Origin of the sequence: Halomarina pelagica, assembly GCF_024228315.1 — an archaeon.
GTDB lineage: Archaea > Halobacteriota > Halobacteria > Halobacteriales > Haloarculaceae > Halomarina > Halomarina pelagica.
Genome location: NZ_CP100454.1, coordinates 524,174 through 549,855 on the forward strand (window position 1 = coordinate 524,174; position 25,682 = coordinate 549,855).

Annotated in this window: 25 protein-coding genes, 1 tRNA gene and 1 pseudogene; 11 read left to right on the plus strand and 16 right to left on the minus strand. The window is 70.7% G+C overall.

Annotated features, from left to right (window positions below; genetic code table 11):
• Positions 1–44: 44 nt before the first annotated feature.
• Positions 45–701 carry a helix-turn-helix domain-containing protein gene (locus NKI68_RS02720; RefSeq protein ID WP_254545155.1) on the plus strand — a complete coding sequence of 219 codons (657 nt, stop codon included), beginning with the start codon at positions 45–47 and terminating at the stop codon, positions 699–701.
• A 240-nt stretch (positions 702–941) separates the two neighbouring features.
• Here NKI68_RS02720 and NKI68_RS02725 read toward each other — a convergent pair whose 3' ends face one another.
• Both NKI68_RS02725 and NKI68_RS02730 read right to left on the minus strand, forming a co-directional pair.
• Positions 942–1,382 carry a hypothetical protein gene (locus NKI68_RS02725; protein ID WP_254545156.1) on the minus strand — a complete coding sequence of 147 codons (441 nt, stop codon included), beginning with the start codon at positions 1,380–1,382 and terminating at the stop codon, positions 942–944.
• 50 nt (positions 1,383–1,432) lie between these two features.
• On the minus strand, positions 1,433–1,864 hold the full coding sequence (locus NKI68_RS02730) for a CopG family ribbon-helix-helix protein (protein ID WP_254545157.1): 432 nt from the start codon (positions 1,862–1,864) through the stop codon (positions 1,433–1,435).
• Positions 1,865–2,014: 150 nt separating this feature from the next.
• On the opposite strand from NKI68_RS02730, the gene NKI68_RS02735 reads away from it, so the two are divergent.
• Positions 2,015–2,099: transfer RNA gene (locus tag NKI68_RS02735), tRNA-Leu, on the plus strand.
• Positions 2,100–2,492: 393 nt separating this feature from the next.
• A complete protein-coding gene (locus NKI68_RS02740; RefSeq protein WP_254545158.1) occupies positions 2,493–3,332 on the plus strand; it encodes an MOSC domain-containing protein in 840 nt (279 codons plus the stop codon).
• 153 nt (positions 3,333–3,485) lie between these two features.
• Here NKI68_RS02740 and NKI68_RS23765 read toward each other — a convergent pair.
• The 4 genes and pseudogenes from NKI68_RS23765 to NKI68_RS02760 form a co-directional block, all read right to left on the minus strand.
• Positions 3,486–3,767 (minus strand): annotated as a pseudogene (locus NKI68_RS23765) (DUF3006 domain-containing protein); the annotation flags it as partial.
• Between the two features lie 45 nt (positions 3,768–3,812).
• Entirely contained in the window at positions 3,813–4,091 is a 279-nt protein-coding gene (locus NKI68_RS02750; protein ID WP_254545159.1) for a DUF3006 domain-containing protein, read from the minus strand.
• The gene (locus NKI68_RS02755) at positions 4,084–5,496 is read right to left on the minus strand and encodes a lamin tail domain-containing protein (protein WP_254545160.1); all 1,413 of its coding nucleotides are present in this window, start codon (positions 5,494–5,496) and stop codon (positions 4,084–4,086) included. The genes NKI68_RS02750 and NKI68_RS02755 overlap by 8 nt, the downstream gene beginning before the upstream one ends.
• Positions 5,497–5,538: 42 nt before the next feature.
• Positions 5,539–5,799 (minus strand): DUF8072 family protein, encoded by a 261-nt coding sequence (locus NKI68_RS02760; RefSeq protein ID WP_254545161.1) that lies wholly within the window; start codon positions 5,797–5,799, stop codon positions 5,539–5,541.
• A 193-nt stretch (positions 5,800–5,992) separates the two neighbouring features.
• Between NKI68_RS02760 and NKI68_RS02765 the strand changes: the two genes are divergently transcribed.
• Positions 5,993–7,165 carry a DUF63 family protein gene (locus NKI68_RS02765; RefSeq protein ID WP_254545162.1) on the plus strand — a complete coding sequence of 391 codons (1,173 nt, stop codon included), beginning with the start codon at positions 5,993–5,995 and terminating at the stop codon, positions 7,163–7,165.
• A gap of 29 nt (positions 7,166–7,194) precedes the next feature.
• Here the strand turns inward: NKI68_RS02765 and NKI68_RS02770 are convergent, their stop codons facing one another.
• From NKI68_RS02770 to NKI68_RS02785, 4 genes are all read right to left on the minus strand, one after another.
• Positions 7,195–7,830: a hypothetical protein gene (locus tag NKI68_RS02770; protein ID WP_254545163.1), complete on the minus strand. Its 636-nt coding sequence runs from the start codon at positions 7,828–7,830 to the stop codon at positions 7,195–7,197.
• Positions 7,831–7,879: 49 nt separating this feature from the next.
• Complete coding sequence (locus NKI68_RS02775; protein WP_254545164.1) at positions 7,880–9,580, minus strand: YcaO-like family protein; 1,701 nt, start codon at positions 9,578–9,580, stop codon at positions 7,880–7,882.
• Positions 9,581–9,632: 52 nt separating this feature from the next.
• Positions 9,633–10,445, minus strand: a complete 813-nt coding sequence (gene tbsP / locus NKI68_RS02780) for a transcriptional regulator TbsP (protein WP_254545165.1) — start codon at positions 10,443–10,445, stop codon at positions 9,633–9,635.
• Between the two features lie 83 nt (positions 10,446–10,528).
• A complete protein-coding gene (locus NKI68_RS02785) occupies positions 10,529–12,205 on the minus strand; it encodes a CHAT domain-containing protein (RefSeq protein ID WP_254545166.1) in 1,677 nt (558 codons plus the stop codon).
• Between the two features lie 98 nt (positions 12,206–12,303).
• Between NKI68_RS02785 and glyA the strand changes: the two genes are divergently transcribed.
• From glyA to NKI68_RS02800, 3 genes are all read left to right on the plus strand, one after another.
• Positions 12,304–13,551: a serine hydroxymethyltransferase gene (gene glyA, locus NKI68_RS02790; RefSeq protein ID WP_254545167.1), complete on the plus strand. Its 1,248-nt coding sequence runs from the start codon at positions 12,304–12,306 to the stop codon at positions 13,549–13,551.
• Positions 13,552–13,694: 143 nt separating this feature from the next.
• Entirely contained in the window at positions 13,695–14,588 is an 894-nt protein-coding gene (locus NKI68_RS02795; RefSeq protein ID WP_254545168.1) for a tetrahydrofolate dehydrogenase/cyclohydrolase catalytic domain-containing protein, read from the plus strand.
• Between the two features lies 1 nt (position 14,589).
• Positions 14,590–15,144, plus strand: coding sequence for an NUDIX domain-containing protein (locus tag NKI68_RS02800; RefSeq protein WP_254545169.1), 555 nt, complete (start codon positions 14,590–14,592; stop codon positions 15,142–15,144).
• 248 nt (positions 15,145–15,392) lie between these two features.
• Here NKI68_RS02800 and NKI68_RS02805 read toward each other — a convergent pair whose 3' ends face one another.
• Together NKI68_RS02805 and NKI68_RS02810 are read right to left on the minus strand one after the other, a co-directional pair.
• Positions 15,393–16,577, minus strand: coding sequence for a CaiB/BaiF CoA transferase family protein (locus NKI68_RS02805; RefSeq protein ID WP_254545170.1), 1,185 nt, complete (start codon positions 16,575–16,577; stop codon positions 15,393–15,395).
• A 24-nt stretch (positions 16,578–16,601) separates the two neighbouring features.
• A complete protein-coding gene (locus NKI68_RS02810; protein WP_254545171.1) occupies positions 16,602–17,309 on the minus strand; it encodes a DUF7117 family protein in 708 nt (235 codons plus the stop codon).
• 219 nt (positions 17,310–17,528) lie between these two features.
• On the opposite strand from NKI68_RS02810, the gene NKI68_RS02815 reads away from it, so the two are divergent.
• The 3 genes from NKI68_RS02815 to NKI68_RS02825 all read left to right on the plus strand — a co-directional run bounded on the left by NKI68_RS02815 (position 17,529) and on the right by NKI68_RS02825 (position 19,092).
• The gene (locus NKI68_RS02815) at positions 17,529–17,903 is read left to right on the plus strand and encodes a DUF7528 family protein (protein WP_254545172.1); all 375 of its coding nucleotides are present in this window, start codon (positions 17,529–17,531) and stop codon (positions 17,901–17,903) included.
• A gap of 35 nt (positions 17,904–17,938) precedes the next feature.
• A complete protein-coding gene (locus NKI68_RS02820) occupies positions 17,939–18,871 on the plus strand; it encodes a DUF1028 domain-containing protein (RefSeq protein WP_254545173.1) in 933 nt (310 codons plus the stop codon).
• Between the two features lie 74 nt (positions 18,872–18,945).
• The gene (locus tag NKI68_RS02825) at positions 18,946–19,092 is read left to right on the plus strand and encodes a DUF8555 family protein (RefSeq protein WP_254545174.1); all 147 of its coding nucleotides are present in this window, start codon (positions 18,946–18,948) and stop codon (positions 19,090–19,092) included.
• A 234-nt stretch (positions 19,093–19,326) separates the two neighbouring features.
• Here the strand turns inward: NKI68_RS02825 and NKI68_RS02830 are convergent, their stop codons facing one another.
• Positions 19,327–19,608 (minus strand): amphi-Trp domain-containing protein, encoded by a 282-nt coding sequence (locus NKI68_RS02830; protein ID WP_254545175.1) that lies wholly within the window; start codon positions 19,606–19,608, stop codon positions 19,327–19,329.
• A gap of 210 nt (positions 19,609–19,818) precedes the next feature.
• On the opposite strand from NKI68_RS02830, the gene NKI68_RS02835 reads away from it, so the two are divergent.
• Positions 19,819–20,106, plus strand: coding sequence for a PadR family transcriptional regulator (locus tag NKI68_RS02835; RefSeq protein WP_254545176.1), 288 nt, complete (start codon positions 19,819–19,821; stop codon positions 20,104–20,106).
• A 148-nt stretch (positions 20,107–20,254) separates the two neighbouring features.
• Here NKI68_RS02835 and NKI68_RS02840 read toward each other — a convergent pair whose 3' ends face one another.
• From NKI68_RS02840 to NKI68_RS02850, 3 genes are all read right to left on the minus strand, one after another.
• Entirely contained in the window at positions 20,255–20,482 is a 228-nt protein-coding gene (locus NKI68_RS02840; RefSeq protein ID WP_254545177.1) for a DUF8593 domain-containing protein, read from the minus strand.
• A 161-nt stretch (positions 20,483–20,643) separates the two neighbouring features.
• Positions 20,644–23,910, minus strand: coding sequence for a formate dehydrogenase subunit alpha (gene fdhF / locus NKI68_RS02845; RefSeq protein WP_254545178.1), 3,267 nt, complete (start codon positions 23,908–23,910; stop codon positions 20,644–20,646).
• Positions 23,907–25,532, minus strand: a complete 1,626-nt coding sequence (locus NKI68_RS02850; protein ID WP_254545179.1) for an NADH-ubiquinone oxidoreductase-F iron-sulfur binding region domain-containing protein — start codon at positions 25,530–25,532, stop codon at positions 23,907–23,909. Before NKI68_RS02850 ends, fdhF begins: the two co-directional genes overlap by 4 nt.
• Between the last annotated feature and the right edge of the window lie 150 nt (positions 25,533–25,682).

Here is a 25,682-nt window from a genome sequence, read left to right on the forward strand (position 1 = left end):
TCAAGTGTAAACCTTTACGGCTATCGCCCTCGCGACCCAGGACGATGGGGCTGCTCGTGGAATACCGAATCGTCTCGCCGTTTCTTCGAAGCGCGTTACAGTCCGTTCCCTCGATGGCCGTCGAGGTCGAAGACGTTCGGCTGTTCCACGACGAACCGGTTCGACTCGTCTGCTGTGCGAGCGACGGTGACTTCGACGCGTTCGAGGCGGCGCTCCCGGACGACCCCACCGTCGAATCGTTCGCCGTCCTCGGGACGACCGACGATCGGCGGTTCTACCGGCTGTCGCTCTCCGCGTACGGCGAGGCGTGCATCGTCTACTCCACGCTCGCCGACCTCGACATCGCGCTACTCGACAACCGGACGACGATCGCGGGGAGCTGGGTGCGGGTGCGCGTTCCGTCGCGCGACGAACTCCGACGGCTCCGCGAGGCCTACGAGGAGCGCGACGTCTCGTTTCGCCTCGAGCGTCTCGCCCACCTCGACGTGCCGGCCCGCGAGCGCTACCAGCTCACCGAACGCCAGCGCGAGGCGCTGGTCGCGGCGTACGAAGCGGGGTACTTCGAGGTCCCGCGTGAGTGCTCGCTCGGGGACGTCGCCGACGACCTCGACATCTCGAAGCAGGCGCTGTCCGCTCGGCTTCGACGCGGCGAGGCGAACCTCATCAGGAACACCGTGATCGTGGACGAGACGGATAAGTGATTGACGCGTGAACGCCGACTACTATCCCCGAGTACCCGAAATCTCTCCCGGATGTCTACCGCGGGTGCGCGTCGAACCGCGAGGCAGAGGTGGGGGTAAGCGGCGTCGGACCGCCGCTCCAGGCTCTCGTCGGCTCGCACCAGCGGCACATCTCGCAGAGCGGTCAGGTAGCTCGTCGCCTCCGCGTACCGAGGGTCCACGCCGGGACGGAGGACCGCACGACGGAGCGTTCGACCGCCCTCAGAGGTCCTTGGCGATGTTGTTGAGCGTGGTCATCCGATCGGAGCGGCCGCGCAGGTCCCCCGGATCGACGAACTCGGAGAGGCGCGTCTTCCGGACGTGTTCGCGGAGCGTGTCGAGGGTGCGATCCTCGATGCGAAGCCCGCGGAGGTACGCCGCCAGTTCGCGGAGTTCCTCGTCGGTCGCGCGTCGGCCGCCGTCGGCACCGCCGAGGTTCCACGCCGTCGTGCGGGCGTCGTTTCCCTCGGGGAGGGTCGCGCCGCCGGCGAGCACCAGGGCCTTCGCCGTGACCCAGGGGACGACGTCGGGCGACTCGTAGCCCAGTTCGCGGAGGAGTCCCTCCGCCCGGTCCGAGAGGTCGAACTCGCGGCGGGTCGTGCCGACCGCCGCGAGGAGTTTCAGCCCGTCGCCGCCGCGCGCGAGAAACGGGGAGGTCGCCATACCCGGGGTAGCGACGCCGGGAATATGTGCCCGCCGATCTCCGACCGGTCTCAGCGGTCGGCCGCGAGCGTCCGCTCGAAGTCGTCGACCGGGATGACGGAGTAGTCCACGGTGAGGGTGTCCTTCGTGGCGCGGATCTTCCCGACGAACGTCGAGATCTCCTGCAGCGTCCCCTCGAGGATGAACAGTTCCATGCAGTAGTGGTCGCCGACGTGGTTGTGAACGTTCGAGGCGACGAGCGACTCGTGTTCGTGGCGCAACTTCATCATCCGCTCCTCGACGGCCGTCGTCTCGTAGTTGAACAGGACGGTGACGACCCCCATCAGGTCGCGATCCTCGAGTCGCTTGTCCTCGAACTCCCCGAGGAGGTTGCGCGCGGCCTCACGGACCACCTCGCTCCGGCCGGTGTAGCCGTGCTCCTCGGCGAACTCGTCGAGGCGTTCCAGCAACGACTCCGGCATCGAGACGCTGACCACGGTCATGTATTAACACAGCCCCCCCTCGAGTATTAAAGATTTATACTGCGCGCCGGACGGACGGCGCGTCGAGTCCGGCACGCGCGGGGCGTGTTCGCCCGTCGGCTCCCGCTTCGCAACGCTTTAGCGCTCCGCGCGGCGTACTGGAAGACGCGTGCGAGGGTAGCCAAGCCTGGCCAACGGCGGCGGACTCAAGATCCGCTCCTGTAGAGGTTCACGGGTTCGAATCCTGTCCCTCGCATCGCTGGACGCGAACGGACGTGAGCGTCCTCACACGATGCGGAAGACCGCGACTGGAGCGGCCTTCCCTCGCAAAACCCTCGAAACGTCATTCCGGTAGCGCACGCTCCGCTCCTGTAGAGTCCTCGCGAGCGGAGCGAGCGAGGGCAGGGAAGTCGCAGCCCGCGAAGCCGAGCGCAGCGAGGCACGCGGGATCGTCTTCCCGTGGTTCACGGGTTCGAATCCTGTCCCTCGCATCGCTGGACGCGAACGGACGTGAGCGTCCTCACACGATGCGGAAGACCGCGACTGGAGCGGCCTTCCCTCGCAAAACCCTCGAAACGTCACTTCGATAGCTCGCGCTCCGGCCGCCGTGCGACAACCTTCTTGCCGGAGCGACCGTCATACCGAACCGATGGCCGAACTCAGACGCATCGCGACCCACCCGGTGAAATCCCTCGATCCGGTCGAGCGGGAGACGGCCCGGCTGGTCGAACACGGCGCGCTCGACGGCGACCGCGAGTACGCGATGGTCGCCGCGCCGGCGGACGCCCCCCACGACCCGGAGACCGCGTCCGTCGGCGGTCGAGGGGACTACGTGAACGGCAAGCGGACCGCGCTCGTCCACCGCCTGCGCTCGACCGTCGATCCCGACGCGGGGACGCTCACCCTGCGCGAACACGGCACCGGGGAGCCCCTGACCTTCGATCTGGACGATCGGTCGGCGCTGAACGCCTGGTTGAGCGACTACTTCGGCGAGCCGGTGAGCGTGCGCCGTCGGCCCGCCGGGGGGTTCCCCGACGACCGTCAGTACGCCGGACCGACGGTCGTCAGCACCGCCACGCTCCGGGAGGTGGCGTCCTGGTTCGACTTCGACCTCGACTCCGCTCGGCGGCGCTTCCGCGCCAACCTCGAGATCGGCGGGGTGCCCGCCTTCTGGGAGGACCGCCTCTACGCCGACCGCGGCGAGGCGGTCGCCTTCCGCGTCGGCGAGGCCGAACTGCTCGGCGTCAACCCCTGCCAGCGCTGCGTCGTCCCCTCCCGCGACCCCGACACGGGCGAGGGGACGCCCGGCTTCCGCGAGACGTTCATCCGGCGGCGGCGGGCGACGCGCCCCGAGTGGCTGGACAGCGACCGATACGACCACGACTTCCGCCTGATGGTCAACACCAGCGTCCCCGAGCGACAGTGGGGGACGACCCTCCGGGTCGGCGACGAGGTCGAGGTGCTGGGCGTGCGCTCGCTGTCGGCGTAGCCGAGGGCAGCGCTCCTCGCCGGGGGGATCGCTCCCGATCGCCCCCGATCGCTCTCGCTCACCCTCCGTCTCACCTGCGTCCGCGTTCCGCGCGAGGCGGTCGAAGCGCGCCTGCGCCCGCCGACGCCGTGCGCGCGTCGCCGTCGGGTCGTACCGCAACGAGACGACCCGACCGAGCACGAGTCGGGCGGTGAACGTCGCGTCGACGTGCCGACCCCCGACCGGGAGGCGCTCCCGTTCGACGGTCCGTACGGTTCCGTCGTCGAGGACGAGCACCGCCGCATCGCCCTCGAAGCGATCGAGGACTGCGGTCTCGGTCGCCGTCGGGTCGAGGGCGGACGAGCCAGGGGCGGACGGGCCGGGAACGGGCGTCCACGAGAGGGCGAGCGCGGCGAGGACGAGGGGGACCGCGAGGAGCGCGGGAGTGGGCGGCACGGGTGACGCTGGTCCCGCCCTCGTTCATAAACCCTCGCCCCGCGCTCACTCCTCGTCGTCCCCCTCGTCGGGTCGGCGCGCGAGGCGATCGAATCGCGCCTGGGCCTCGTCCCGCCGGCGTTCCGTCTCGTCCGGGTCGTAGTCGACCGCGACGACCTCGCCGTCCTCGACGCGGACCGCGAGCACGGCGTCCTGGTGGCGCGCCTCGGGCGGCAGGTCGTCGCGGTCCACGACGACGTCGCCGACGACCCGATCGTCCGCCTCCAGCAGTAACACCGCGTCGTCGCCCTCGAAGCGGTCGAGGACCGCCGCGTACTCAGGCATACGTCTCCGTGAGGATCCGATCCCCGTTGTCGTTTTCGACGACGACGGTGTCACCGTCGTTGTTCCACACCGGACCCCCAGCCCCCCAGTGGAGGTCGGTCCCGTCGCGTCCGCCGTCCGCGTCGCCCGTCCGGAGCGTCACGCGCTCGCCGGGGTCGAGGACGACGCCCTCGGGGACGGCGTAGGTCTTTCCCGCCTCGTCGCGGACGGTCCACCCCGAGACATCGAGTGGCGCGTCTCCCGCGTTCTCGAAGACGACGTACTCGTCGTTCAGGTTCCGCCGGTCGTCGCCCGCGGCGTCCGCGTGGACCTCGGCGACGACGAGCGCGGGCGGCGACTCGGTTCGATCGGTTCCGCTCCTGCCGTCCACGACGTCGCCGTCGACGACCGCCCGGCGCTCCAGCGCGTCGTCCGTCCCGGGGGCGACGGGATCGCCCTCCCGCAGCGCCAGCGGGTCGGTCGGGGCCGCCCGCTGGGTGTAGACGCTCGCCCGATCGCCGTCGCTGACGACCGCCACGTCGCCGTGGGTCGCGGTCCAGTAGGTCCGCACGTCGCGCGCGGCGAGTCGCCGCAGCGTCTCCTCGTGCGGGTGGCCGTACCGGGAGTCGAAGGCGCTCGAAACGACCGCGATCTTCGGGTCGGTGGCGTCGAGGAGCGCCTCGCCGGTGCTCGACGCGCTCCCGTGGTGGCCCGCGCTCAGGACCGTCGCGGGGATGGAACCGCCGCTCCGGTTCACGACGTAGCGCTCGGCCGACGCCTCGGCGTCCCCGGGCAGGAGGACGGCCGTCTCTCCGAACCGCAGGTAGAGGACGAGGCTGTTCTCGTTTCGCTCGCGGTCGGCGAGGTAGCCGTCCGGCGGCGCGAGCACGCGCACGGACGCGCCGTCGAGGGGGATCGAGTCCCCGGCGACCGTCCGGTAGAGCGGGACGTCGTGGCGTTCGACGGCGTCGAGGTACTCCTCGTAGGTCCGCGTGCTCGACGCGATGCCGGGGTCGTACACCGCCCCGACTCCCTCCCCCTCCGTCTCGAAGTGCTCGATGACGGCGGCGTGCCCGCCGATGTGGTCCGCGTCGGCGTGACTCGTCACGAGGTGGTCGACGCGGTCGACGCCGCGGCGTTCGAGGTACCGGACGACGTGCTCGCCGTCGTCCCCGTAGTCGCCGGAGTCGACGAGCATCGTCTCGCCAGTCGGCGAGATCACGAGGGCCGAGGCCGACTGGCCCACGTTGATGAAGTGGACCGAGAGGGTCCCGTTCGCGCCCAGCGCGGGGGACCGGCCGTTCGGACCGCCGTCCGCACCGTCGTCGGTCCCGCCGCCCGGCGCGGGGGCGTCCGGCCCGGGCGCGACCCCGAAGCACCCGGCGAGGGCGAGGAGCAGACAGAGGGCGACGGCGGCGAGGCGCATTGCCGGACAATCGGCCGGGACCGATACCACTCTGTCGGCGGGTCAGGCCGGTTCGACCGCGTCGACCTCGCCGACGACCTCCCAGCCGCTCTCGGTCTCGCGGGCGGCGAGCAGGGGATCGTCCTCCCCGTCGGTGATCATCCGGTAGGTCGTGTCCGTCTCCCGGTCGACGCCCTCGGCCTGGAACGCCTCCTGGAAGAACTCGGCGCTTCGCATGGCGAGGACGACGGCGTCGCCGCCCTCGAAGTGCAGGCGGATCGGCTCGGGCGTGATGTTGTGGATGCGCTTCGCGAGCGTGTTCATGCGTCCTCCCTCGTCGCCGCCCGCCATAATCGGTGGGCATTCGGCGCGGTTCGACGGCGCGCCGCCCCGCGCCGCGCCGCGATGCCGTAAGCGGGACGCGATGCCGTGAACGGAACGCCCTCTGTTTCGGGGGTTTGCGATCGGGGCGCAGACGACCGGAACCCTAAACACGTCGGGGACAGCCACTCCCCGTATGGAACTCGAAGAGCGGTTCGGAGCCCGCCTCAGCCCCGAACGGGCGTGGCTCTACGTCGGCATCGCCGCCCTCGTCGTCCTCGTCGGAGGGTCGCTGGTCTTCCGCGAACTCGTCTACGATCGGTTCATCTGGCAGTACTTCTGGGGCCCCGTCGTCGCCGACGCGAACAACGCCGCGTGCGCGGTCCGCGCCGGCGGGTCGGTCGACTTCGTCTACGACTCGGCCGCCTGCGCGCGGGCGGAGGCGGCGGGGCGCGTCGTCGCGGAGCCGGGCTACACGCTCGTCTCCGAGGTCGGCTACGCGGCGACGCTCGTGTTCATGCTCGCCGGCGTGCTCTTCCTGCTCCGCCGGTTCGACCTCGTCCGCGAGCGCTCGGCGTTCTTCGCGCTCGTCCCGTTCATGTTCTTCGGCGGGGCGCTCCGCGTGGTCGAGGACGCGAACGACGCCGCCGTCGCCGCAAACGGCGTCGATCAGCTGATCACCTATCCGCTCAACACGCTCCTCATCAGCCCCGTCATCTACTTCACCGTCTTCGCGGTCACGCTCGCCTCGCTACTCGTCAGCGTCGCCCTCGAACGCCGCGGCGTCGTCGAGCGCTACGAGACGCCGCTCGCCGCCTTCGGAACCGCCTTCCTGCTCGGCACGCTCGCCTACCTCTACGTGATCGTCACCGGTCGGCTCGCGCCGGCGCTCGAGAACGCCGGGTTCTACCCGCAGATGCTCGTGCTCACCCTCCTGTTGTCGATACTGATCGCGGGCGTGGTCTACTTCGCGGCCGACCGCTACGCGCCTGAGATCACCGCCGGGACGGGCCTCATCGCGCTCGTCGTCCTGTTCGCCCACGCGCTCGACGGCGTCGCGAACGTCATCGCCGCCGACTGGGCGACCGCGATCGGTCTCCCCTTCCAGTACTCCCCGAAGCACCCGATCAACCAGTTCATCATCGAGTACTCCTCGGTCGTCCTCCCCCAGAGCGTCGTCACGGCCATCGGGAGCGCGTGGCCGTTCCTCCTCGTGAAGATCGTCGCCGCGACGCTCGTCGTCTACATCTTCGACGAGACGGTGTTCGAGGAGAGCCCGCGCTACGCCATCCTGCTGCTCGTCGCCATCGTCGCCGTCGGCCTCGGGCCGGGCACGCGCGACATGCTCCGCGCGACGTTCGGGATCTGAACCCGCCTCACCTCCCCTCCCCTCGATCGCTACTGCATCCCCTCCGCCGCGACGACAGTGCCGGCCTCGCTGCGGGTCACGACCGCGCGGAACTCGCCCCCCTCCGCGTCGTCCGCGTGGACGACGACGACCCGCTCGGGGAGGTCGCCCGAAACCTCGACGGTCGCGCGGTAGTCGTAGGCCGTCGCGGTCGCGTTACAGCCGCGCCGGTCCTCCGGGACGATCGTCCGATCCTCGACGACCACGAGCAGCGACCCGTTCGCGGTCCGTTCGGCGGTCGTCAGGTTCACCGCGATGCAGTGGCGGTCGCCGATCCCCGTCGTCGAACCGGTGACGACGACGCGACTCGACTCGCGGTCGAACTCGACCGCCGTCGCCTCGTGGGGGAGATGCTCGGCGTCGGGCGGGTCGAAGTAGCTCCGGTTGTGGTGTCTGTCGAAGGCCAGCGAGGCGTCCTCGACGACGTACGCCGGGGACTCGGAGGTCGATGGTCCGGAATCGTTCGTCGCGTTCGCCCCGTCCGTCCGGTTCGCGTCGCTCGATCCGTTGGTTCCGTTCGCGTCGCTCGCCCCGTTCGACGCCCCGCCGAGGCACCCGGCGAGCGCGACGAGCGCGCAGAGCAGGAGGACGATCCGACCGCGGTTCGAGTCGTCGGTGGAGGGCATCGACCGTGGTACCTCGGCGCACGGTAAGTGTCTTCCGCCGCCGAGCGCGCTACGGGAACGGGTGGTGCTCCCGGCGGAGGCGCGGCTCGAAGCCCAGTTCGCCGGGCACCGTCTCCGCGCGCTCGCCGAAGTAGGCGTCGCCCATGAACAGCGGCTGGGCCCCGGGGACGAGTACGCGGACGACCTCGAACCCGAGCAGGTCCACGTCCCGCGGCGTCAGCCGGGCGGCGTAGGCGTCGAGGCCGGCGTCCGTCACGCGCTCGACGAGCGCCGACAGCGCGGCCTCGCCCTCGGGCACCCCGTCGGTGAGGCTCGACGCGGGGACCGTCGCCGCCGGCTCCACGAAGCCCCGGACGGAGTCGGGGAGGGAGGCGAAGTGCCCGATGCGCCCGCCGGCGTCGGCGGCGTCGGCGCGCCCCATCCCGCGCAGTTCGAGCCAGTTCTGGACGGCCTCGCAGCACGCAGAGCGCGCGGCCGCGGCGGGGTCGAGGTCGGCCGCCGTCCCCAGCGCGAAGCGGGGCCACTCCCCCTCCCGGTGGACCGCGCAGGCGACGACCGGCACGTCCACGTCCTGCGTGAGGAGCGTCGCCGTCACGGACAGCCCCTCGGCGCGGGCGCGCCGGACGAGCGCCTCGAACCCCTCGTCGTCCACGTCGACCCCGAGCGGTTCGAACGTCGAGTACCACGCGAGCATGGCGGCGTCGCGCTCTACCACCTCCGTCAGCCCCGAGACGAGCGCCGCCGCGCCGGAGTTGCCGAGTCCGAGGCCGGTGGTGATCGTCGGGCCGTCGGTCTCGTAAGGGAACAGCGCGCGTTCGGCGGGGAGTGCGACGCGCTCGCCCGTCCGCAGGTCCTCGCCCGGCACCCAGGCCGTCGGCTCGTCGGCGGGCGGGGCGACCCCCTCGGGCGCGACGAACTCGCCCGCGGGGACGGCCTCCGGCAGGCGCGCGGCGGGCGCGGTGAGGAGGTCGCCCCGGCGGTAGACGCCCGCGCCGTAGCGTTCGAGCGCTTCGCCGAGCGCCTTCATCAGCGCCGCGTTCCAGTCGGGATCCACGCCCGCCGCGTGCCCCGCCGCGCGCGCGTCGCTGAAGCCGGTCGTGTCGCAGACGGTCGCGAGGTAGTACGGCAGGGGGAACGACTCCGCCTCGCCCACCTCGCGCACCGCGCCGACGCGCTCGTCGAGCGCGCGCTCGGCCCGCGACAGCGCGTCGTCGAGGCTCCGCCCCTCGTGATCGCGCCGGAGGCTCCAGTCGCGCTCCGGGGCGCAGGAGCAGTGCGGGAGGGGCAGGAACTCCCGCCTCGCGTGCGGGACCTCGATGACGCGCCCGAGGATCGACGCGCCCGACGAACCGTCGCCCGCGAGCAACCGGGCGACTTCTCGCCCGGCGACGGCCCCCGCCAGCCGCGCCGTCGGCGCGTCGATCTCTCCGTCGTCCGTCTCCGCGAGGTTCGCCGCGACGCGCCCCCGGAGGCAGTCGTAACAGCCCGTGGAGGGACCGAACCCGGCGACCGACGCCTCGACGCCGGCGACGGCGTACCCGCCGACGCCGCCCAGTTCGACGGCGAGCCAGCGCCCCCGGGCGGCGTTCGCCGCCTCGAACGCCGGCGCGCCGACGGCGGCGACGACGACGGCGAGGTCGTTGTCACCGAGGGCGTCGGCGGTCGTCCCGACGACGTTCGCGCCGGCGTCGGTCAGCGTCGCTCGAACGGCGTCCGCGGCGGGGCCGTCCCCGACGAGTTCGACGGTCATGCCAGTAGCCAGGCGTGGAAGGAAGGAAAAGTCGGGCGATTACGGTCCGCCGTTAGGAGGCGAGCAGGCTCTGGGCGACGTTGGCGAGTTCGTCCGTGTCGGCATCGCGCAGCCGGTCGTCGCCGAGGACGAGGCGCAGGCGCGGGCGGCCGACGTCGATCGGGACCTTCTCGGTGTCGATGAGGCCGAGTTCCTCCAGCCGGGTCTTCGTCCGGGAGAACGTCGCCTTCGAGGCGATGCCCACGTCCTCGCCCCACTTGGAGATGTCGTAGAGCAGTTCCTGGTTCTTCGCCGCGACGAGCAGGCTGATGGTCACCTCGTCGAGCCCGTCGCCGTCGCCGCGGGCGGTCTCGAGGGAGGCGAGGACGCCGTCGAAGTCGCCCGCCACGTCCGCGCCGATCTCCTCGTTCAGCGAGTCGCGGACGCGGCTGATGGGGGGCGTGCGGAGGTTGAACGGCTTCGCGGCCTCCCAGATGGACTCGTACTGCTGTCCCGCGCTCTCGACGAAGCGCCCGTCGTCGGTGGCGAGTCCGGCGACGTGGTCCCCGGCGCTGACGACGGCCATGACGGCACTGTCGGTGACGATGAGGGTGTTCGACGGTTCGTCGTAGCCGCGCAGTTCGAGGCGATCCGCGTCGACGAGGTCGGCCGCGGTACTGGCGATGAGGAAGTCGCCGAGCACGTCCTTGAGCATGCGTTCGTCGCCGAGCAGTCGGACCGACACGTCCTCGGCGTCGGCGATGACGTCGACCGCTGCCTCGAACGTCTCGGCGGAGGGGTTGATGACGTAGACCGTCCCCTCGGCGTCCGCGAGCGCGGCGGAAAGCAGCGATTCGACGTTCGACTCGAGTAAGTTCGAAGTCATTGTTGTACTATAGAGTAAGCAGGTATTTAATTTCACTGTTTATCAATAACTGAAAACGCCCTCCGAATTTATATTCGCGGCGTTCAAGCCATTTTCAGCGCGTCGGCCAACGTATCAGATAAGTGAAGATTACCGTCGTAGATGACCGGCACGTCCCGGTCTTTTAAGAACTCCACGACGGCCTCGCGGTCGAGCGACGTCTCGGCGGTCGTCCCGCGGAGGCGTCGGCAGGTCTCGAACGGCGCGCGGAACCCGTCGCCGACGCGCCCGTCCGCCGGGATCGTGTAGGTCAGGTCGTAGCCGTCGTCGGTCGCGTCGAGGTGGACGACCGCGGGTTCCGCGTCGGTGAGCGAGTAGGTACCGTCGCCGACCACCGCGTAGTCGGTGCTCATCATGATCTGCCGGCGGGCGAGTTGCATGGCGCGCTCGATGCCGAACCCGCACATGAGCAGGCGAGCGAACGTCGTCCCCACGGTCGCTGCCGGGCGGTTGAGGACGGTGCGGAGCGTGACCGCCCCGGCGACGCTCCCGCGTTCGACCAGCGCTCGACCCTGGTGGTACGATCCGCAGGCGTTGAGGAAGAACGTCCGGACGCCCGACTGCGAGAGGCTCTCGCAGTCGAGGCCGCCGTCCGAACACTGGAGGCCGCCCACCTCGCAGTGGCCGATGTAGTGGACGAAGTCGCAGGGCGATTCGAGCAACCGCGCGAGTTCGTCGACCGAGAGCGACTCGTGGACGGTCACGTCGGCGGGCGTCCCGGCGGAGCGCTCGCGGTAGGTCCGCGCCACGACCTCGTGTTCGCCCTCCATCGCGTCGTCGTTCAGGACGACCGAGACGTCGAGCGTGTCGTTCGGCGGCGGGGCCGCGAATCGGTTCTCGAACGCCGAGCGCGAGAGCGTGAACGCGGACACCGGCACGCCCTCCGCGAGCCAGGCGTGCAGCTCGCCCGCCTGCAACTCGGGATCGACCACGTCGACCGACGCGATCGGCCCGGTGGGCGCGCGGAAGAAGTCGTCCAGCGAGCGCCGCAGGAGCCCCTGCGCGTCGATGTCGGACCACTCGGGGAGGTAGATCAGGCTCAGCGAGTCGAGCAGGTAGGGGAGACACGCGAGCGACTCCGCGGTCGGGTCGGCGTAGGTCGCCAGGTGCCACTCCGGCCAGCAGTCCTCGAACGTCTCCGGCGGAACGTCGAGGTACGCCTCCAGTCGGGCCGCGAGCGGGGCGTCCGACAGCGAGAGCGGACAGAGCCCGTACTCCGGGAGCGCGTCGCGCCAGCACGCGAACGCCTCTCCCTGGCGCTCGCGGACCAGACAGTCGAGAAAGAACACGTGGCGCAGGAGGTCGGCCACGTCCGTCTGGAACGCGGGGAGCGCGTTCAGGTCGTGCTCGACTCCGGGGGTGAGCAGTCGCGGGGTCGCCGACTCGTCGTCCGCGAGCGTGACCGTCGCCCCGAGGTAGTACGCGAGCGGGGCCGCCACGAACAGGTACTCGCGGGTGGGCGGCAGGCGGAATTCGACGCCGGTGGTGGGGCGACACAGGCGAAGCACCGGCGGGACGTGCGTCCGATCGCTCACCGAGACGAGCGGGGGGTGGGGACGGGCGTCGGGGTGCGAACGGGCCGCGTCCGTCGTGCGCGTCAGGTCAGAGAGGTGCGTCAGCGCGGTCGCGATGCCCGCAGGCGTGGCGGAGACGGTGAGTATCGGCCCGTCGGAACCGATGCCGTCTACGGAATCCGTCACGTCGACTGCACGCTCTCTCATTCGTTAGTCGATACGAGTAGAGTCGTAAAGATGTATCGCCCACTTCCGATTCGACCGGTAGGGGTAGATTATTGAGTGCCCCCGGTCGATGGGCGCACATGGACTACGAGCACGTCCGTGCGGTCGATCCGGCGGTCGCCGACGCGCTGACCGCCGAGGTCGAACGGCAGCGCGAGACGCTTTCGATGATCGCCTCGGAGAACCACGCCTCCCGGGCGGTCCTCGAAGCGCAGGGGAGCGCCCTGACGAACAAGTACGCCGAGGGTTACCCCGGCTCGCGCTACTACGCGGGCTGTGAGTACGCGGACGAAGTAGAGAGCCTCGCCGTCGAGCGGGCGCGGGAGCTGTGGGGGGCGGAGCACGTCAACGTCCAGCCGCACTCGGGGACGCAGGCGAACATGGCGGTCTACTTCGCGATGCTCGACCCCGGCGACAGGATCCTCTCGCTCGATCTCACCCACGGCGGCCACCTCAGCCACGGCCACCCCGCCAACTTCACCGGACAGCTGTACGAGGTAGAGCAGTACGAGGTCGATCCCGAGACGGGCTACCTCGACTACGAGGGGCTGGACGACCTCGCCCGCGAGTTCGACCCGGACATCGTCGTCTCGGGCTACTCGGCGTACCCCCGGCAGGTCGACTGGGAGCGAATCCAGGAGACGGCGGAGGAGGTGGACGCCTACCACCTGGCGGACATGGCGCACATCACGGGGCTGGTCGCCGCCGGGGTCCACCCCTCGCCGGTGGGGATCGCGGACTTCGTCACGGGGAGCACGCACAAGACGATCCGGGCGGGCCGCGGCGGCATCGTCATGACGAGCGAGGAACACGCCGACGCCGTCGATTCGGCCGTCTTCCCCGGCGGCCAGGGCGGCCCGCTCATGCACAACGTCGCGGGGAAGGCCGTCGGCTTCAAGGAGGCGCTGCAACCCGAGTTCACCGAGTACGCCCGGCAGGTCGTCGACAACGCGAAGGCCCTCGGCGCGCGCCTGCAGGAGAACGGCCTCTCGCTCGTCTCCGGCGGGACGGACACCCACCTCGTGCTCGTCGACCTGCGCGACTCCCACCCCGATACCACGGGCGGGGACGCCGAGTCCGCGCTGGAGGACGTGGGGATCGTCCTGAACAAGAACACGGTGCCGGGCGAGACCCGCTCGCCGTTCAACCCCTCGGGCATCCGCGCCGGCACGCCCGCGCTCACCACCCGCGGGTTCGACGAGGCCGCGAGCCAGGAGGTCGCGGACCTCATCTACCGCGTCGTGGACAACCACGACGACGTGGACGTGAAGGCCGAGGTCGCAGAGGACGTGCAGGCGCTCTGCGCCGACTTCCCGCTGTACGACTGAGCGGCGTCGGACGGACGCGCTCGGCGGGCCGACGCGCCGACCTCACCGCCAATATCCTCGAACGTGCATATCGTTGAGGGTTCGGTACCGGAAGATAAGCACGAATCCGAGTATTCATTAGCGCGGCGGTCCGCCTCTCGGACATGACCGACGTCATCGACGGCAACGCCGTCGCCGCCGACGTTCGCGCCGGACTCGAGGCGAGCATCGACGCCCTCGCGGACGCGGGCGTCACTCCCGGCCTCGCGACGGTGCTGATGAGCGACGATCCGGCGAGCGAGACGTACGTCTCGATGAAGCAGCGCGACTGCGAGGAGGTCGGCATCGACGGCGTCCACGTCGAGGTCGCCCCCGACGCCCCCGCGGAGGACCTCTACGACGCGATCGACGACCTGAACGCCGACCCAGCGATCCACGGCGTGCTCGTCCAGATGCCGGTCCCCGACCACGTGGACACCCGGCGCGTCCTCCGGAGCGTCGATCCCGCGAAAGACGTGGACGGCTTTCACCCCGAGAACGTCGGCCGCCTCGTCGCCGGTCACGCCCGGTTCAAGCCCTGCACGCCCCACGGCGTCCAGAAGCTCCTCGAGAGCGTCGACGTGGACCCCGAGGGCAAGGACGTGGTGATCGTCGGCCGATCGAACATCGTCGGCAAGCCCCTCGCCAACCTCCTGATCCAGAAGGGGGCGGGCGGCAACGCCACGGTGACCGTCTGTCACTCGCGCACGACGGACCTCGCGGCGAAGACGCGCGAGGCGGACGTGGTGGTCGCCGCCGTCGGCGTCCCGGAGCTGATCGACGGCTCGATGCTGAAGGACGGCGCGGTCGTGATCGACGTCGGCGTCAACCGCGTGGACGCCGACACCGAGCGGGGTTACGAGCTGGTCGGGGACGTCGAGTTCGAGAGCGCGAGGGAGGTCGCGAGCGCCATCACGCCCGTCCCGGGCGGCGTCGGGCCGATGACCCGCGCGATGCTCCTCTACAACACCGTCAAGGCCGCGAGCGAGCAGGAGGGCGTGCCCGTCGACCTGCCCTGAGATGGGTGACCACGTCGGCGGATCCGACCCGAGGACCTCCCCCAGCGACCCCGACCCGGATCCCCATCCCGACGTCCTGCTCGACCGCTACGGCGACGCGATCAGGAACGAGAACGCCGTCGAACTCGACGCCGAGACGTTCGAGTCGGTCCGCTCGCGCGCCGCGCGCGGCTGGGGCGTCGGCGCGCTCGTCGTCCGTGAGGGGCGCGCCCTGCTCGTCGAACAGGACGGTCGCTGGTTCCTCCCCGGCGGAATGCTCGAACGCGACGAGACGCTAGCTGAGGGTGCCGTGCGAGAGGTCCGAGAGGAGACGGGGATCGAAGTCGAGATCGACGGCCTCGCCGCCATCTCGGAGCAGACGTTCGTCAGCGGCGACGACGCGTTCCGGTTTCACTTCGCCACGTTCGACGCCGCGCCCGTGACAGTCGAACCCGCCGAAGACCCCGGACTCGACGGCGAGGACATCCGCGCCGTCGAGTGGCGCGAGACGATCCCGGCGGACACCTACGACCGCGATCTCGTCCTCGCGCTCCTCGCTCGGGACGAGGGTTTATAACCGAAACCGCGGCCAGGGTCCCCGTGACCTGACGACCGACGCGAGACGGTCGCGGGAGTCGCTCCCGGACAGCGGTTGCGCGGCGCGCCGTCTCGCGTTCCTCTCTCCCCTCCCCTCCCCCTCGCCGCCTGCTCGCCCAGTTCGCCCTCGACCGGCTCGACGTCCGCCGAGCGTTCGATCGGCCCACGCGATCGACCCGCCGATCGTCCGCCTCGCTCCGCTCGGCGCGGACGGTCGCGGTCGGACGGTCAGACGACGCCGTCCTCTCGTAGCTCCGCGTAGGTCGCTTCGTCGAGGCCCAGTTCCTTCAGGAAGACCGCCTCGTTGTGCTCGCCGTGGCCCGCCCCGAGGTGCGCCACCGCGCCCGGCGTCCGCGAGAGCTTGGGGAGCGCCGCGGGCGTTCGCGTCGGCCCCAGGTCGCCGTCCTCGACCTCGACGATGTCCTCGCGGGCGGCGTACTGCTCGTCCTCGAAGACGTCGGCCATGTCGTAGATCGGCGCGACGACCGCGTCCCCCTCGTCGAAGGCGTCGAGGACCTCCTCCGTCGTGCGCTCGGCCATCCACGGCGCGATGTATCCGTCGAGTTCGTCGGCGTGTTCGACGCGGGCGCTGTTGGTCGCGAAGCGCTCGTCGTCGGCGAGTTCCGGGTAGCCGACGGTCTCGGCGAGGTTGCGGAAGATCGACTGCGAGGACGCGGAGAGCGCCACGTACCCGTCGCGCGTCTCGTAGACGTTGCGCGGCGAGGCGTTCGCGTGGTGGTTCCCCCGACGCTCGGAGACCTCCCCCAGCCGATCGTACTTCTCGACGTCGCCCGGAAAGAGCCGAAAGAGCGACTCGTAGAGGCTCGCGTCGACCACCTGCCCCTCGCCGCTGTGACGACGCTCGAACAGCGCGAACATCGTCGCCTGCACGGCGAACAGCCCCGCGGTCATGTCCGCGAGCGAGATCGGCGGGAGCAGCGGCTCGCGGTCGGGAAACCCGTTGACGTTGGCGAACCCGGAGATGGCCTCCGCGGCGGTGCCGAACCCGGGGTCGTGGCGGCGCGGACCGGTCTGGCCGTAGCCGGAGATGCGAGCCATGACGAGTCCGGGGTTGTCCTCGCTGAGCGTCGCGTAGTCGAGGCCCCACCGCTCCATGGTTCCGGGGCGGAAGTTCTCGAAGAGCACGTCGGCGTCGGCGACGAGTTCGCGGAGGAGCGCCTGGCCCCGCTCGTCGCTCAGATCGAGCGTGACGCAGCGCTTGTTGCGGGCCAGCGACTTCCACCAGAGCGAGACGCCGTCGTCGTGTGGCGGCCAGTCTCGGATCGGGTCGCGGTACTCGGGGTGTTCGACGAACACCACGTCCGCGCCGAAGTCCGCGAGCTGCATCGTCGCGTAGCCGCCGGCGATGAGCCCCGAGCAGTCGATGACTCGGAGGCCGTCGAGCGGTCCCATGGACCGGGCGCGTCCGCCAGGGGCTTAAGCCATGCCGTCGAGGCGATCCTTCGCGGTCGCCAGCGCGTCCTCGTCGCCCTCCGCGAGGTACGCGCCGACGTCCTGCGCCGCCCGGGCGAGCCGCTCGCTCGTCGCGGGAGAGACGTCGCCGTCGAGCGCCTCGACGCGCTTCGCCTGCTCCCGGAGGCGACCGAGCACGCGCCCCACGAGCGGGTCCGGGTGATCGTCGAGGTAGGTCCGAACGTCGCCCCGGTACGCCTCGACCGCGGATGCGTAGGCGAGCCCGCGCGCCGCCCGGAGCGAGTCGGGGACCTCGCCCGGCGCGGGGCGCTCGTCGAGGTCGGCCCCGCGGAGCAACCCCAGCAGGTAGAACTCCTCGTCGTCCGTGACGCGCATCGACCGCCGGAGGTCGCCCGCGACGTGGACGAGTTCCGTCGCGGCGAGGTACGTGTCCGAGAGGGGTTTCAGCCGTCCCTCGTCGATGAACCCCGTCCGGCGGACGTACTCGCGACACCGCTCGGCGGCGTCCGCCGCCGCCTCGAGCGGGTCGTCGTCGGCCGTCTCGCGCGCGGCGGTGAGGTCGAGCGTCACCGGATGGTCCGTGTGGCGCGTCCGCTCGTCAACGCCGCGGCTGCGGAGGCTCCCGCAGTCCGGACAGGTCACCTCGCCGGTCTCGTAGTACGACCACCGGGTTCCACACTGGGTGCACTCGCGTCGCCCCCGGACCTTCATGGCGGCGCTACGGACCGGCGAGGCAAAACGGTACGTGGTCGCGCCGCGACAGTCCGACCTGTTCGATCGGCGGGGTTTATGCGGCTGGCGCGTCGACGTTCGCGTACATGTCACGGAGTACCCGCGCTCCTGGTCGAGAAATTCTCCCGCAGTGACGCCCCCGCGTCGGGGTCGAACGGCGATCCGTCCGTATCGGTCAGCGGCGACGGTCCCGAGGTCGTGCTGACGGCCGGCGGGGACGACTACGTCCTCTCCGCGGCCGAGGCGCGCGCCCTGCGCGCCGCGCTCGACGACGCGCTCTACCGCGTCGAGGAGTTCGTCCACACCGTTGGCGAACACCGACCGGACGGAACGTACGCCGTCTCGCGCCGCCGCGCCGACTCGGCGGGACACAGCAAGGTGTTCGACTCCTTCGACGCGCTCCGCGCGCTCTACGACGGCCTCCCGCGCGAATTCACGGCCGACGACGTCGAAGGTGCCACCGGCGGCCGCCGACACCTGCTCGTCTGGCACTTCGCCGAGCACCCGGCGTTCGACTGCCGGATAGTCAGCCGACAGCCGCTGACCGTTCGCAAGGGGGGCGACGGGGAGTAGGGAAGGCTTTTCTCCCGCCCCTCGATGCGTCCGACATGCACCCCAGACCGTCGACGTTCTCGATCGTCGCGCGCGACCCCGAGACCGACGCCGTCGGCGTCGCCGTCCACTCGAAGTTCATCGCGGTCGGCGCGGTGGTCCCGTTCGTCGCCGCCGACGCGGGCGCGATCGCCACGCAGAGCTTCGCGAACGTCACCTACGGACCGGACGGCCACGACCTGCTCCGGGAGGGGAAGACGGCGAGCGAGACCATCGAGGCGCTGACCGGGGTGGACGAGGAGGCCCCGTCGAGGCAGATCGGCGTCGTCGGGCGGGACGGTTCGGTCGCGGCGTTCACCGGCGAGGACTGCTTCGACTACGCCGGCGATCGCCAGGGCGAGACCTACACCGTCCAGGGGAACATCCTGGAGGGACCGGAGACCCTGGACGCGATGGCGGAGGCGTACGAGACGACGGACGGCGGGCTCCCGGAGCGGCTGCTCGCGGCGCTGCGCGCGGGCAACGAGGCGGGCGGCGACAGACGCGGCGAGCAGTCGGCGGCGCTCTATATCGCGAAGCCGGAGGGCGGCTACGGCGGCGGTAACGACCGCTGGGTGGACGTGCGCGTCGACGACCACGACGCGCCGATCGAGGAACTGGAGCGCGTCTTTCGCCTGTACGACGTCACGCTGCTCGAACGGGCCGAACCGGAGGAGACCCGCGAGCTGACGGGCGAGCCCGCCCGCGATGTCCTCGCGGCGCTCGCCGAGCTGGGGTTCTACGAGGGGACGCCGTCGGAGGCGTTCGACGGGGAGGCGCGCGCCGCGCTGGAGGAGTTCCGCGGGATGAACAACTTCGAGAACCACTCGACCGCCGTCCTCGAGGACGCGCTGGCGCGGGGCTGGGAGGAGACAGACCCCGCCCAGGGCGGCGAGGATCGGCTGATCGACGCCATCTGGCACGGGCTCTCGCGGCTCGAGCGCGTCTGAGACGGACTGCTGTACGACGTCCGCACGAGGGGGCCGGCCACAGGCTTTTGTCATCGCCGCGTGGTGGTGTGCGTATGCGCAGCGAGGACGAGATCCGCGAGCAGTACGAGTTCCTCAAGGAGCAACTCGAGAGCGACGAGATGCGCCACGAGGGCGTCCGAAAGCTGTTCACGCACTACCGCCGCGCGCTGGGGTGGGTGTTAGAGGAGGAACACATGTGAGGGCGTGCCGGTAAGTTTATACTACTGTGACCGCTTGTCTCAGTTGACGCTTCGCTTGGAGGGCCGAAGCGTCAGCGGGGACCAATTCAGGGCGGCGGGCCGGGATGGGCGTTTTCATCCCGTCCCGGCCTGCTTTCCTTTCTGAACGACGATGACTCGCAGAGCCGCGCGTTCTCGGCGGATTCGGACGGAGAAGTCGGAGACGGTGGGCGTTCTAAGCCGATCGGATCGGCGTCACTCGACGGAGAGCCCGCCGCTCTCGCCGCGCCCCTCGCCCTCGCCCTCGCGCCACTCAAGTTCGAACTCGACGCTGAGTTCCGGCGCGCCCGATCCCGTCTCGCGCTCGGCCTTCACCTCGAAGACGGGGCGCTCGGGGACGTCGAGCGTCACCGAGTCGCCGCCGTCGGAGAGCGTGATGGCCTCGCCGCCCTCGAGCTTGTCCGCGATCGCCCGCAGGTGCGCGGCGATAGTCTCTCGCGATTCCGTCCGCTCGGACTCGAACAGGACTTCCTCCATACCTCCGGATGGAACTCCCGGACGATAAGTCGGTCGCCGAGAGGTGCTAGCGCCGTGACGTGACAGGCGGCGGCTTCCGGCGGGTAGCACGGCCCGACTGTGGATCGCGTATCTCACCGGTGTCGGGGGGTCGTCCCTGACAGAGGATCGCGGGGGTGCCCCTCGGCCGACATGTTTATACCGCCTTCGAATTATTATCTTAAAAGACACATGTACGATCTGACCGGCTTCCAGCGCGACCTGTTGTACGTCATCTCCGGCCGCGAGGAACCCCACGGCCTCGCCATCAAGGAGGAGCTGGAGGACTACTACGAGAAGGAGATTCACCACGGGCGACTGTACCCCAACCTCGACACGCTGGTCGAGAAGGGCCTGGTCGAGAAGGGCCAGCGCGATCGCCGGACGAACTTCTACACGCTCACCCGTCGCGGCCGTCGCGAGATCGCCGCGCGCAAGGAGTGGGAGGCCCAGTACATCGACGGCGAGATCGAGGCGTAGCTTCCGCTCGCCCCGAGACGCGGTCCCCGCCGACCCCCGTCTCTCGCGGCGCGCGGCGCGAGGTCGTTCACGGCGCTTCACGGCGCGTCGCTCCGGGGAGCGGCGCGCTCGGCTCGCGTTCGGTGGCGGTCCCGACGACTCCGCCGGCTCAGACCCCCTCGCGGAGGACGATCTCGTCGTCCGTGATCGCCGCGACCTCGTCGGTCGGGATCGTCTCCTCGTGGGCCGAGTCGGTCTCCCCGGTCGCCACCGTCTCGCCGTGCGTGAAGTCAACGTAGAGCATCCCGCCCTCGACGTCCGTGACGGTCCCGACGTCCTGTCCGCCTTCCGTGACGACGGTCTTGCCGACGTCGTCTCGGGTAACGTTCGACTCCATGGCGGGGAGTGGGTTTCCCGCGACAAATAGCTCGTTGAGCGCGCGGGACACTGTTCGATCGGATCGAACGATCGGTCGCCCGGAACGTCGCCCCGGCGCGGAGGTCGGGCGGCCGCCGCCCCCGGTGACTCGTACCGTGAGGCGGGTCCCGACGACGGCGGTCAGTCCCGCGAGGGCGGTTCGAGCGGTCGCTCGTCCGGATCGGGACCGAGCGGCGTGACGTTCACGCTCGCGAGCTTGTAGTCGGGGATCCGGCTGACCGGGTCGAGTTCCTCCTGGGTGAGTTCGTTCACCGCGCCCTCGGCGAAGTGCATCGGGATGAACACCCCGCCGGGACCGGTGCGGTCGGTGACCACCGCCTTCACGACGATCGACCCGCGATCCGAGGTGACGCGGACGTACTCGCCGTCGTTCACGTCGAGCTTCGCCGCCGTCTCCGGGTGGATCTCGACGAAGCTCTCGCCGACGTGGTTCATGAGTCCCTCGACGCGGCGGGTGAGCGTGCCCGTGTGCCAGTGATAGAGCACGCGCCCGGAGGTGAGCGAGAGCGGGAACTCCTCGCCGGGGATCTCCGTGGGTTCGCCGAGGTCGGCGGGGACGAACCGCGCCTTCCCGTCCTCGAAGTTGAACCCCTCCTCCTCATCGTAGAGGTAGGGCGTACCGGGGTGGTCCTCGTCCGGACAGGGCCACTGGAGGCCGTCGCCCCGCTCCTCGAGTCGCTCGTGGGTGATCCCGCCGTAGATCGGCACGAGGTCGTTGACCTCGCGCATGATCTCCGTGGGCGAGGCGTAGTCCCAGTCGAAGCCCATCCTGTTCGCGAGTTCTTGCAGGATCCTCCAGTCCTCCCTGGCCTCGCCGGGCGGGTCGACGACCGGCCTGACGAGCTGGACGCGGCGCTCCGTGTTGGTGACCGTGCCGTACTTCTCGGTGAACGTCGCCGCCGGGAGGACGACGTCCGCGTACTCGGCCGTCTCGGTGAGGAACACGTCCTGCACGACGAGGAACTCGACGTCCGCCAGGCTCTCCCTGGCGTTGTTGAGGTCGGGTTCCGAGATCGCCGGGTTCTCGCCCATGACGTACAACCCGCGGACGTTCCCCTCGTCGACCTCGTCGAACACCTCCGTGACCCGGAGGCCCGGCTCGTCCGGCGGGCGGACGCCCCACGCGTCCTCGAACGTGTCGAGCACGTCCTCGTCGTGGAGGTCCTGGTAGCCGGGGAGGGTGTCCGGGATCGTTCCCATGTCGCCGCCGCCGCCCTGGACGTTGTTCTGCCCGCGGAACGGCGACAGCCCCGCCCCGGGCTTACCGACGTGACCCGTCACCAGCGCGAGATCGGCGAGCGCGAGGACCGTCTGGGTCCCGTAGGTGTGCTGTGAGATCCCCATGGCCCAGCCGAAGACGCAGGTGTCGGCGGTCGCGATCGTCTCGGCGGCGTTCTTCAGCTCCTCCGGCGAGACGCCGGCCAGCCGCTCGACCTCCTCGGGCGTGAACGGCTCGACCTTCTCGCGCACCGCCTCGAAGTTCCGGGTGCGCTCCTCTACGAACTCGGCGTCGTGGAGGTCCTCCTCGACGATGTGCCGGATCATCCCGTTGATCCACGCGATGTCGTAGCCGCCGTTGGTGCGGGTGTACTGGGTCGCGTGCTCGGCGAGTTCGATCTTCCGCGGGTCGAAGACGAACAGGTCCGCCCCCGCCCGGACGTTCTGGACGATCCGCGTGGCGAGGACGGGGTGGCTCTCGGTCGTGTTCGCGCCGGTGATGAGGTAACAGTCGGCCCGCCCGATGTCCTCGTTGATGCGGTTGGTCATCGCGCCGTACCCCATCGTCTGCTTGAGCGCGGCGACCGACGAGGAGTGACAGAGGCGGGTGCAGTTGTCGACGTTCTTCGTCCCGAGCACCTGCCGGGCGAACTTCTGCATCAGGAAGTTCTCCTCGTTCGTGCACTTGGAGGAGGAGAACACGGTGAGCGCGTCGGACCCCACCTCGTCGCGGATGCGTGAGAACTCCTCGGCGACGCGGGAGAGCGCCTCGTCCCAGGTGGCCTCCCGGAACTCGCCGTCCTCCCTGATCAGCGGCGTCTCCAGGCGCGCGTCGCTGTTGGCGAAGTCGTAGGCGAACTTCCCCTTCACGCACGTCGAGAAGGCGTTCGCGGGCGTCGCCTCGGGGTCCGCCGGTCGGGTGCCGAGGACCTCTCCGTCCTTCCCGTACAGGTCGACCCGACAGCCGACGGCGCAGTACCCGCAGGTCGTCTCCGCGACGTCGACCCGATCCAGGCGGTAGTTCGCGACGCGGGAGCCGACGTCGAACAGCAACCCCTCGGGCACGGTGTTCGCCGCGACGAACTCGGAGGCGTGTTCGATCTCCGCGAGCGTCGCGTCCGCCGTCTCGTCGAGCCAGTCGTCGACCCGCGTCCGCAGCTCGTCGGCCTGCCGCCTCGCCCGGCCTACCAGCCGCGAGACGCCGCGCGCCTGCGCGATCCCCGGCTCGGATCCCTCCCGCCCGTAGACGCCGCGGTTCGGGTGTGCCGCGGTGTCGATCGTCTCGGCCGGCTCGCGGCGCAGCACCTTCCCGACGGAGGTCTCCTGGTCGAACCCGGGGATCGGGAGCGTCCCGATGTCGACGAGGCCCTTCTCGACGAGCGCGCCGGTCGGACAGACCGTCGCGCAGTGGCCGCAGGAGATGCACGTCGAGTCGTCCATCGTCTCCGCCTCGCTCTGGAAGCCGATCCGCATGTCGGGGCCGTTGCCCTCCATGCGAAGGACGCCCGCGGCCTGCACGTCGTTGCACGCCTCGACGCACCGGTTGCAGAGGATGCACTTGTTGCGGTCGATCTGGATGAACGACGAGGTGGTGTCGATCGGCTCGTAGGCGTCGCGGTCGTCGAAGACGCCGTACCGGGGGTGTTCGACGCCGTTCTCCATCGACGCGTCTTGGAGTTCGCACCGGCCGCTCTGCCCGCACGTCGTACAGCGGAGGTTGTGATTCGAGAGCTGGAGGTCGAGGTTCACGTCGCGCGCCTCCGTCGCGGCGTCCGCGTCCGTCCGGACGGTCAGCCCGTCCTCGGCGGGGAAGCTGCACGAGGGGACGAGACCGTACTCCTCGGTCTCGACCACGCACGTCCGACACGTCGTCCGCGGACCGATCGCGAACCGCCGTCCGGTGTTCGATTCGATCTCGTCGCCGCGCTCGTAGTAGCAGAGCGCCGGGACGTAGCCCGCCGGGTCGATCGCCTCGATCGCGTCGAGGACCGTCGCCCCCGGCTCCAGGTCGACGCGCTCCCCGTCGACGGTGATCGCGGTGCGCCCGTCGGTGGCGGCGACCGGGGGATCGTTCGCCGTGCCCGTCCTGAACTCCGCCGTCCGGGGCGTGCTCGGCTGCGGGTCCTCGACGTTCGGAACGCCGGGCAGCGGGTGCTCGTCGGTGCTCACGTGACGGACCCCCCGTCGACCTCGGCGGTCGCGTCGCCCTCCAGCGTGGAGCCGGGCCGCCGTTCGACCTCCCGCCGCCGGCACTCGCCGGCGGGGCAGTGGCCGTCGGCGTGGGCGGCGAACTCGGATCGAAAGTCGTCCATCGCCGTCGTCACGGGCCGCGGGGCGGCCTGCCCGAACTCGCAGAGGCTCGTCCGGCGCATCACGCGGGCCAGTTCGCGGATCGCGTCCTCGCGGAAGTCGCCGTCGTATATCCCCCGGAGCAGGTCGACCAGCTGCTTCGACCCCTCGCGGTCGGGGACGCACCGCCCGCAGTTCTCCTCGCGGGCGAACTTCGCCCGCCTGCCGGCGAACGCGACCATGCACCGCCGGTCGTTCAACAGCTCGACGATCCCGTTCGTCCCGAGGTCCAGGGTCCCGAGCACGGGCGCGCTCGGCGGGACGTCGAGGTCCTGGGTGAGCCCGCCGAACCGCCCGCCGACGCACGCCGCCTTGGTCCGCCCGTCGGCGTCGACGGCGTCGAGCGCCGCCTCGAGCGAGCCGTCCGTCGGCAGCTCGATCGTCGCCGGCGCGACGACGTCGCCGGCGACCGTCACGACCCGGGTGCCCGGATCCAGCGCGTCGGGGTCGAACGCGTCGGGCTCCGACAGCGCCGCGCGGACCTGCGCCACCGTCCGGGCGGTGTGGACGGCGGTCGGCCGACCGAACAGCCCGTAGACCTCGGGTCCCGGCGGTCGGCGACGGGCTTCGAGGCGGTCGTTCCCCTCGAGCGCCTCGAGCGCCATCGTCATCTCCCCGGCCGCGAACGCGTCCGGCCCGGCGACTACCTGGAGATTCAGGTCCGAATCGGTCGCGTCGGCGAACGCGGAGACCGCCCGGCGCACCCGGCGGCGGGCGAGGTCGTCCGCCTCGTCCAGATACAGCACGACATCGGTCGCCCCGACGATGTGCGCGACCGCGGCGGCCCCGTCGATGACGTCGATCGGGGTCCCCTCGAGGAGCGTCTGCTCCACGAGCGCACTCGGGTCGGCCTCGTTCGCGTTGACCACGACGACCGGCTCCCCCTCCGTCTCCCGCACCGTTCGCCACGTCTCCGCGACCGGCTCGTCGGTGCTCCCGTCGCCGCGGCCGCGACCCAGGAGCCCGATCCCGTCGACCCGGGACCGCGCCTCGTCGGGAGCCTCGCGAACCCGGTCTGAGACGAGCGACCCGTCGCCCGCGTACTCCTCGACGGCGCTCGGTCTCACCCACCCGCACCGGGCCAGGACCCGGCGCTCGCCGACCGCGAGCGGTCCCGACCCGGGTATCGGGAACCGACCGGTTCCGGGGTCGTGGTCGACGACCGCGTACGCGCCGTGCGTCGGGAGCGTCCCGTCCTCGAGTTCCCCGACCAACTCCTCCGCGTCCGCCGGCGAGCAACGGTCGTGGATCGCGGTCGTTCCCCCTCGCGTCAGGGTCACGAGCGGCGAGAGTTCCACCGCGCCGGTCGGACCGACCTCGACGACGCGGGCGGCCGTCGCCGAGTCCCGCGCCTCCTTCAGCGTCGCCGCTGCGGTCGCCTCCGTCGATCCGACGGGGACGCGAACGCGGGGAACGTCTCCGCTCGCCTCGGTACTCGACATACTCCCTGGCAACCACAGGAACGTCGAAAAGCGTTGTTGGGCCTCGCGGGGAGAGTGTTTCCGGGGACACACTCGATCGTCGGGGAGTGTGGTCCGAGGATGGGTGTGGACGGTGGACGCTGTCGGTGGTCGATGGACGCTGTCGGTGGT

What these genes read in the sequence shown, in the direction of transcription:
- NKI68_RS02835 (WP_254545176.1), top strand. Translation starts at nt 19,819, where the DNA reads ATGTACGATCTGACCGGCTTCCAGCGCGACCTGTTGTACGTCATCTCC.
- NKI68_RS02765 (WP_254545162.1), top strand. Translation starts at nt 5,993, where the DNA reads ATGGAACTCGAAGAGCGGTTCGGAGCCCGCCTCAGCCCCGAACGGGCG.
- NKI68_RS02775 (WP_254545164.1), bottom strand. Translation starts at nt 9,580, where the DNA reads ATGACCGTCGAACTCGTCGGGGACGGCCCCGCCGCGGACGCCGTTCGA.
- NKI68_RS02740 (WP_254545158.1), top strand. Translation starts at nt 2,493, where the DNA reads ATGGCCGAACTCAGACGCATCGCGACCCACCCGGTGAAATCCCTCGAT.
- NKI68_RS02840 (WP_254545177.1), bottom strand. Translation starts at nt 20,482, where the DNA reads ATGGAGTCGAACGTTACCCGAGACGACGTCGGCAAGACCGTCGTCACG.
- tbsP (WP_254545165.1), bottom strand. Translation starts at nt 10,445, where the DNA reads ATGACTTCGAACTTACTCGAGTCGAACGTCGAATCGCTGCTTTCCGCC.
- NKI68_RS02805 (WP_254545170.1), bottom strand. Translation starts at nt 16,577, where the DNA reads ATGGGACCGCTCGACGGCCTCCGAGTCATCGACTGCTCGGGGCTCATC.
- NKI68_RS02810 (WP_254545171.1), bottom strand. Translation starts at nt 17,309, where the DNA reads ATGAAGGTCCGGGGGCGACGCGAGTGCACCCAGTGTGGAACCCGGTGG.
- NKI68_RS02850 (WP_254545179.1), bottom strand. Translation starts at nt 25,532, where the DNA reads ATGTCGAGTACCGAGGCGAGCGGAGACGTTCCCCGCGTTCGCGTCCCC.
- NKI68_RS02800 (WP_254545169.1), top strand. Translation starts at nt 14,590, where the DNA reads ATGGGTGACCACGTCGGCGGATCCGACCCGAGGACCTCCCCCAGCGAC.
- NKI68_RS02825 (WP_254545174.1), top strand. Translation starts at nt 18,946, where the DNA reads ATGCGCAGCGAGGACGAGATCCGCGAGCAGTACGAGTTCCTCAAGGAG.
- NKI68_RS02820 (WP_254545173.1), top strand. Translation starts at nt 17,939, where the DNA reads ATGCACCCCAGACCGTCGACGTTCTCGATCGTCGCGCGCGACCCCGAG.
- NKI68_RS02795 (WP_254545168.1), top strand. Translation starts at nt 13,695, where the DNA reads ATGACCGACGTCATCGACGGCAACGCCGTCGCCGCCGACGTTCGCGCC.
- NKI68_RS02720 (WP_254545155.1), top strand. Translation starts at nt 45, where the DNA reads ATGGGGCTGCTCGTGGAATACCGAATCGTCTCGCCGTTTCTTCGAAGC.
- NKI68_RS02760 (WP_254545161.1), bottom strand. Translation starts at nt 5,799, where the DNA reads ATGAACACGCTCGCGAAGCGCATCCACAACATCACGCCCGAGCCGATC.
- NKI68_RS02830 (WP_254545175.1), bottom strand. Translation starts at nt 19,608, where the DNA reads ATGGAGGAAGTCCTGTTCGAGTCCGAGCGGACGGAATCGCGAGAGACT.
- glyA (WP_254545167.1), top strand. Translation starts at nt 12,304, where the DNA reads ATGGACTACGAGCACGTCCGTGCGGTCGATCCGGCGGTCGCCGACGCG.
- NKI68_RS02725 (WP_254545156.1), bottom strand. Translation starts at nt 1,382, where the DNA reads ATGGCGACCTCCCCGTTTCTCGCGCGCGGCGGCGACGGGCTGAAACTC.
- NKI68_RS02770 (WP_254545163.1), bottom strand. Translation starts at nt 7,830, where the DNA reads ATGCCCTCCACCGACGACTCGAACCGCGGTCGGATCGTCCTCCTGCTC.
- NKI68_RS02785 (WP_254545166.1), bottom strand. Translation starts at nt 12,205, where the DNA reads ATGAGAGAGCGTGCAGTCGACGTGACGGATTCCGTAGACGGCATCGGT.
- NKI68_RS02755 (WP_254545160.1), bottom strand. Translation starts at nt 5,496, where the DNA reads ATGCGCCTCGCCGCCGTCGCCCTCTGTCTGCTCCTCGCCCTCGCCGGG.
- NKI68_RS02730 (WP_254545157.1), bottom strand. Translation starts at nt 1,864, where the DNA reads ATGACCGTGGTCAGCGTCTCGATGCCGGAGTCGTTGCTGGAACGCCTC.
- NKI68_RS02750 (WP_254545159.1), bottom strand. Translation starts at nt 4,091, where the DNA reads ATGCCTGAGTACGCGGCGGTCCTCGACCGCTTCGAGGGCGACGACGCG.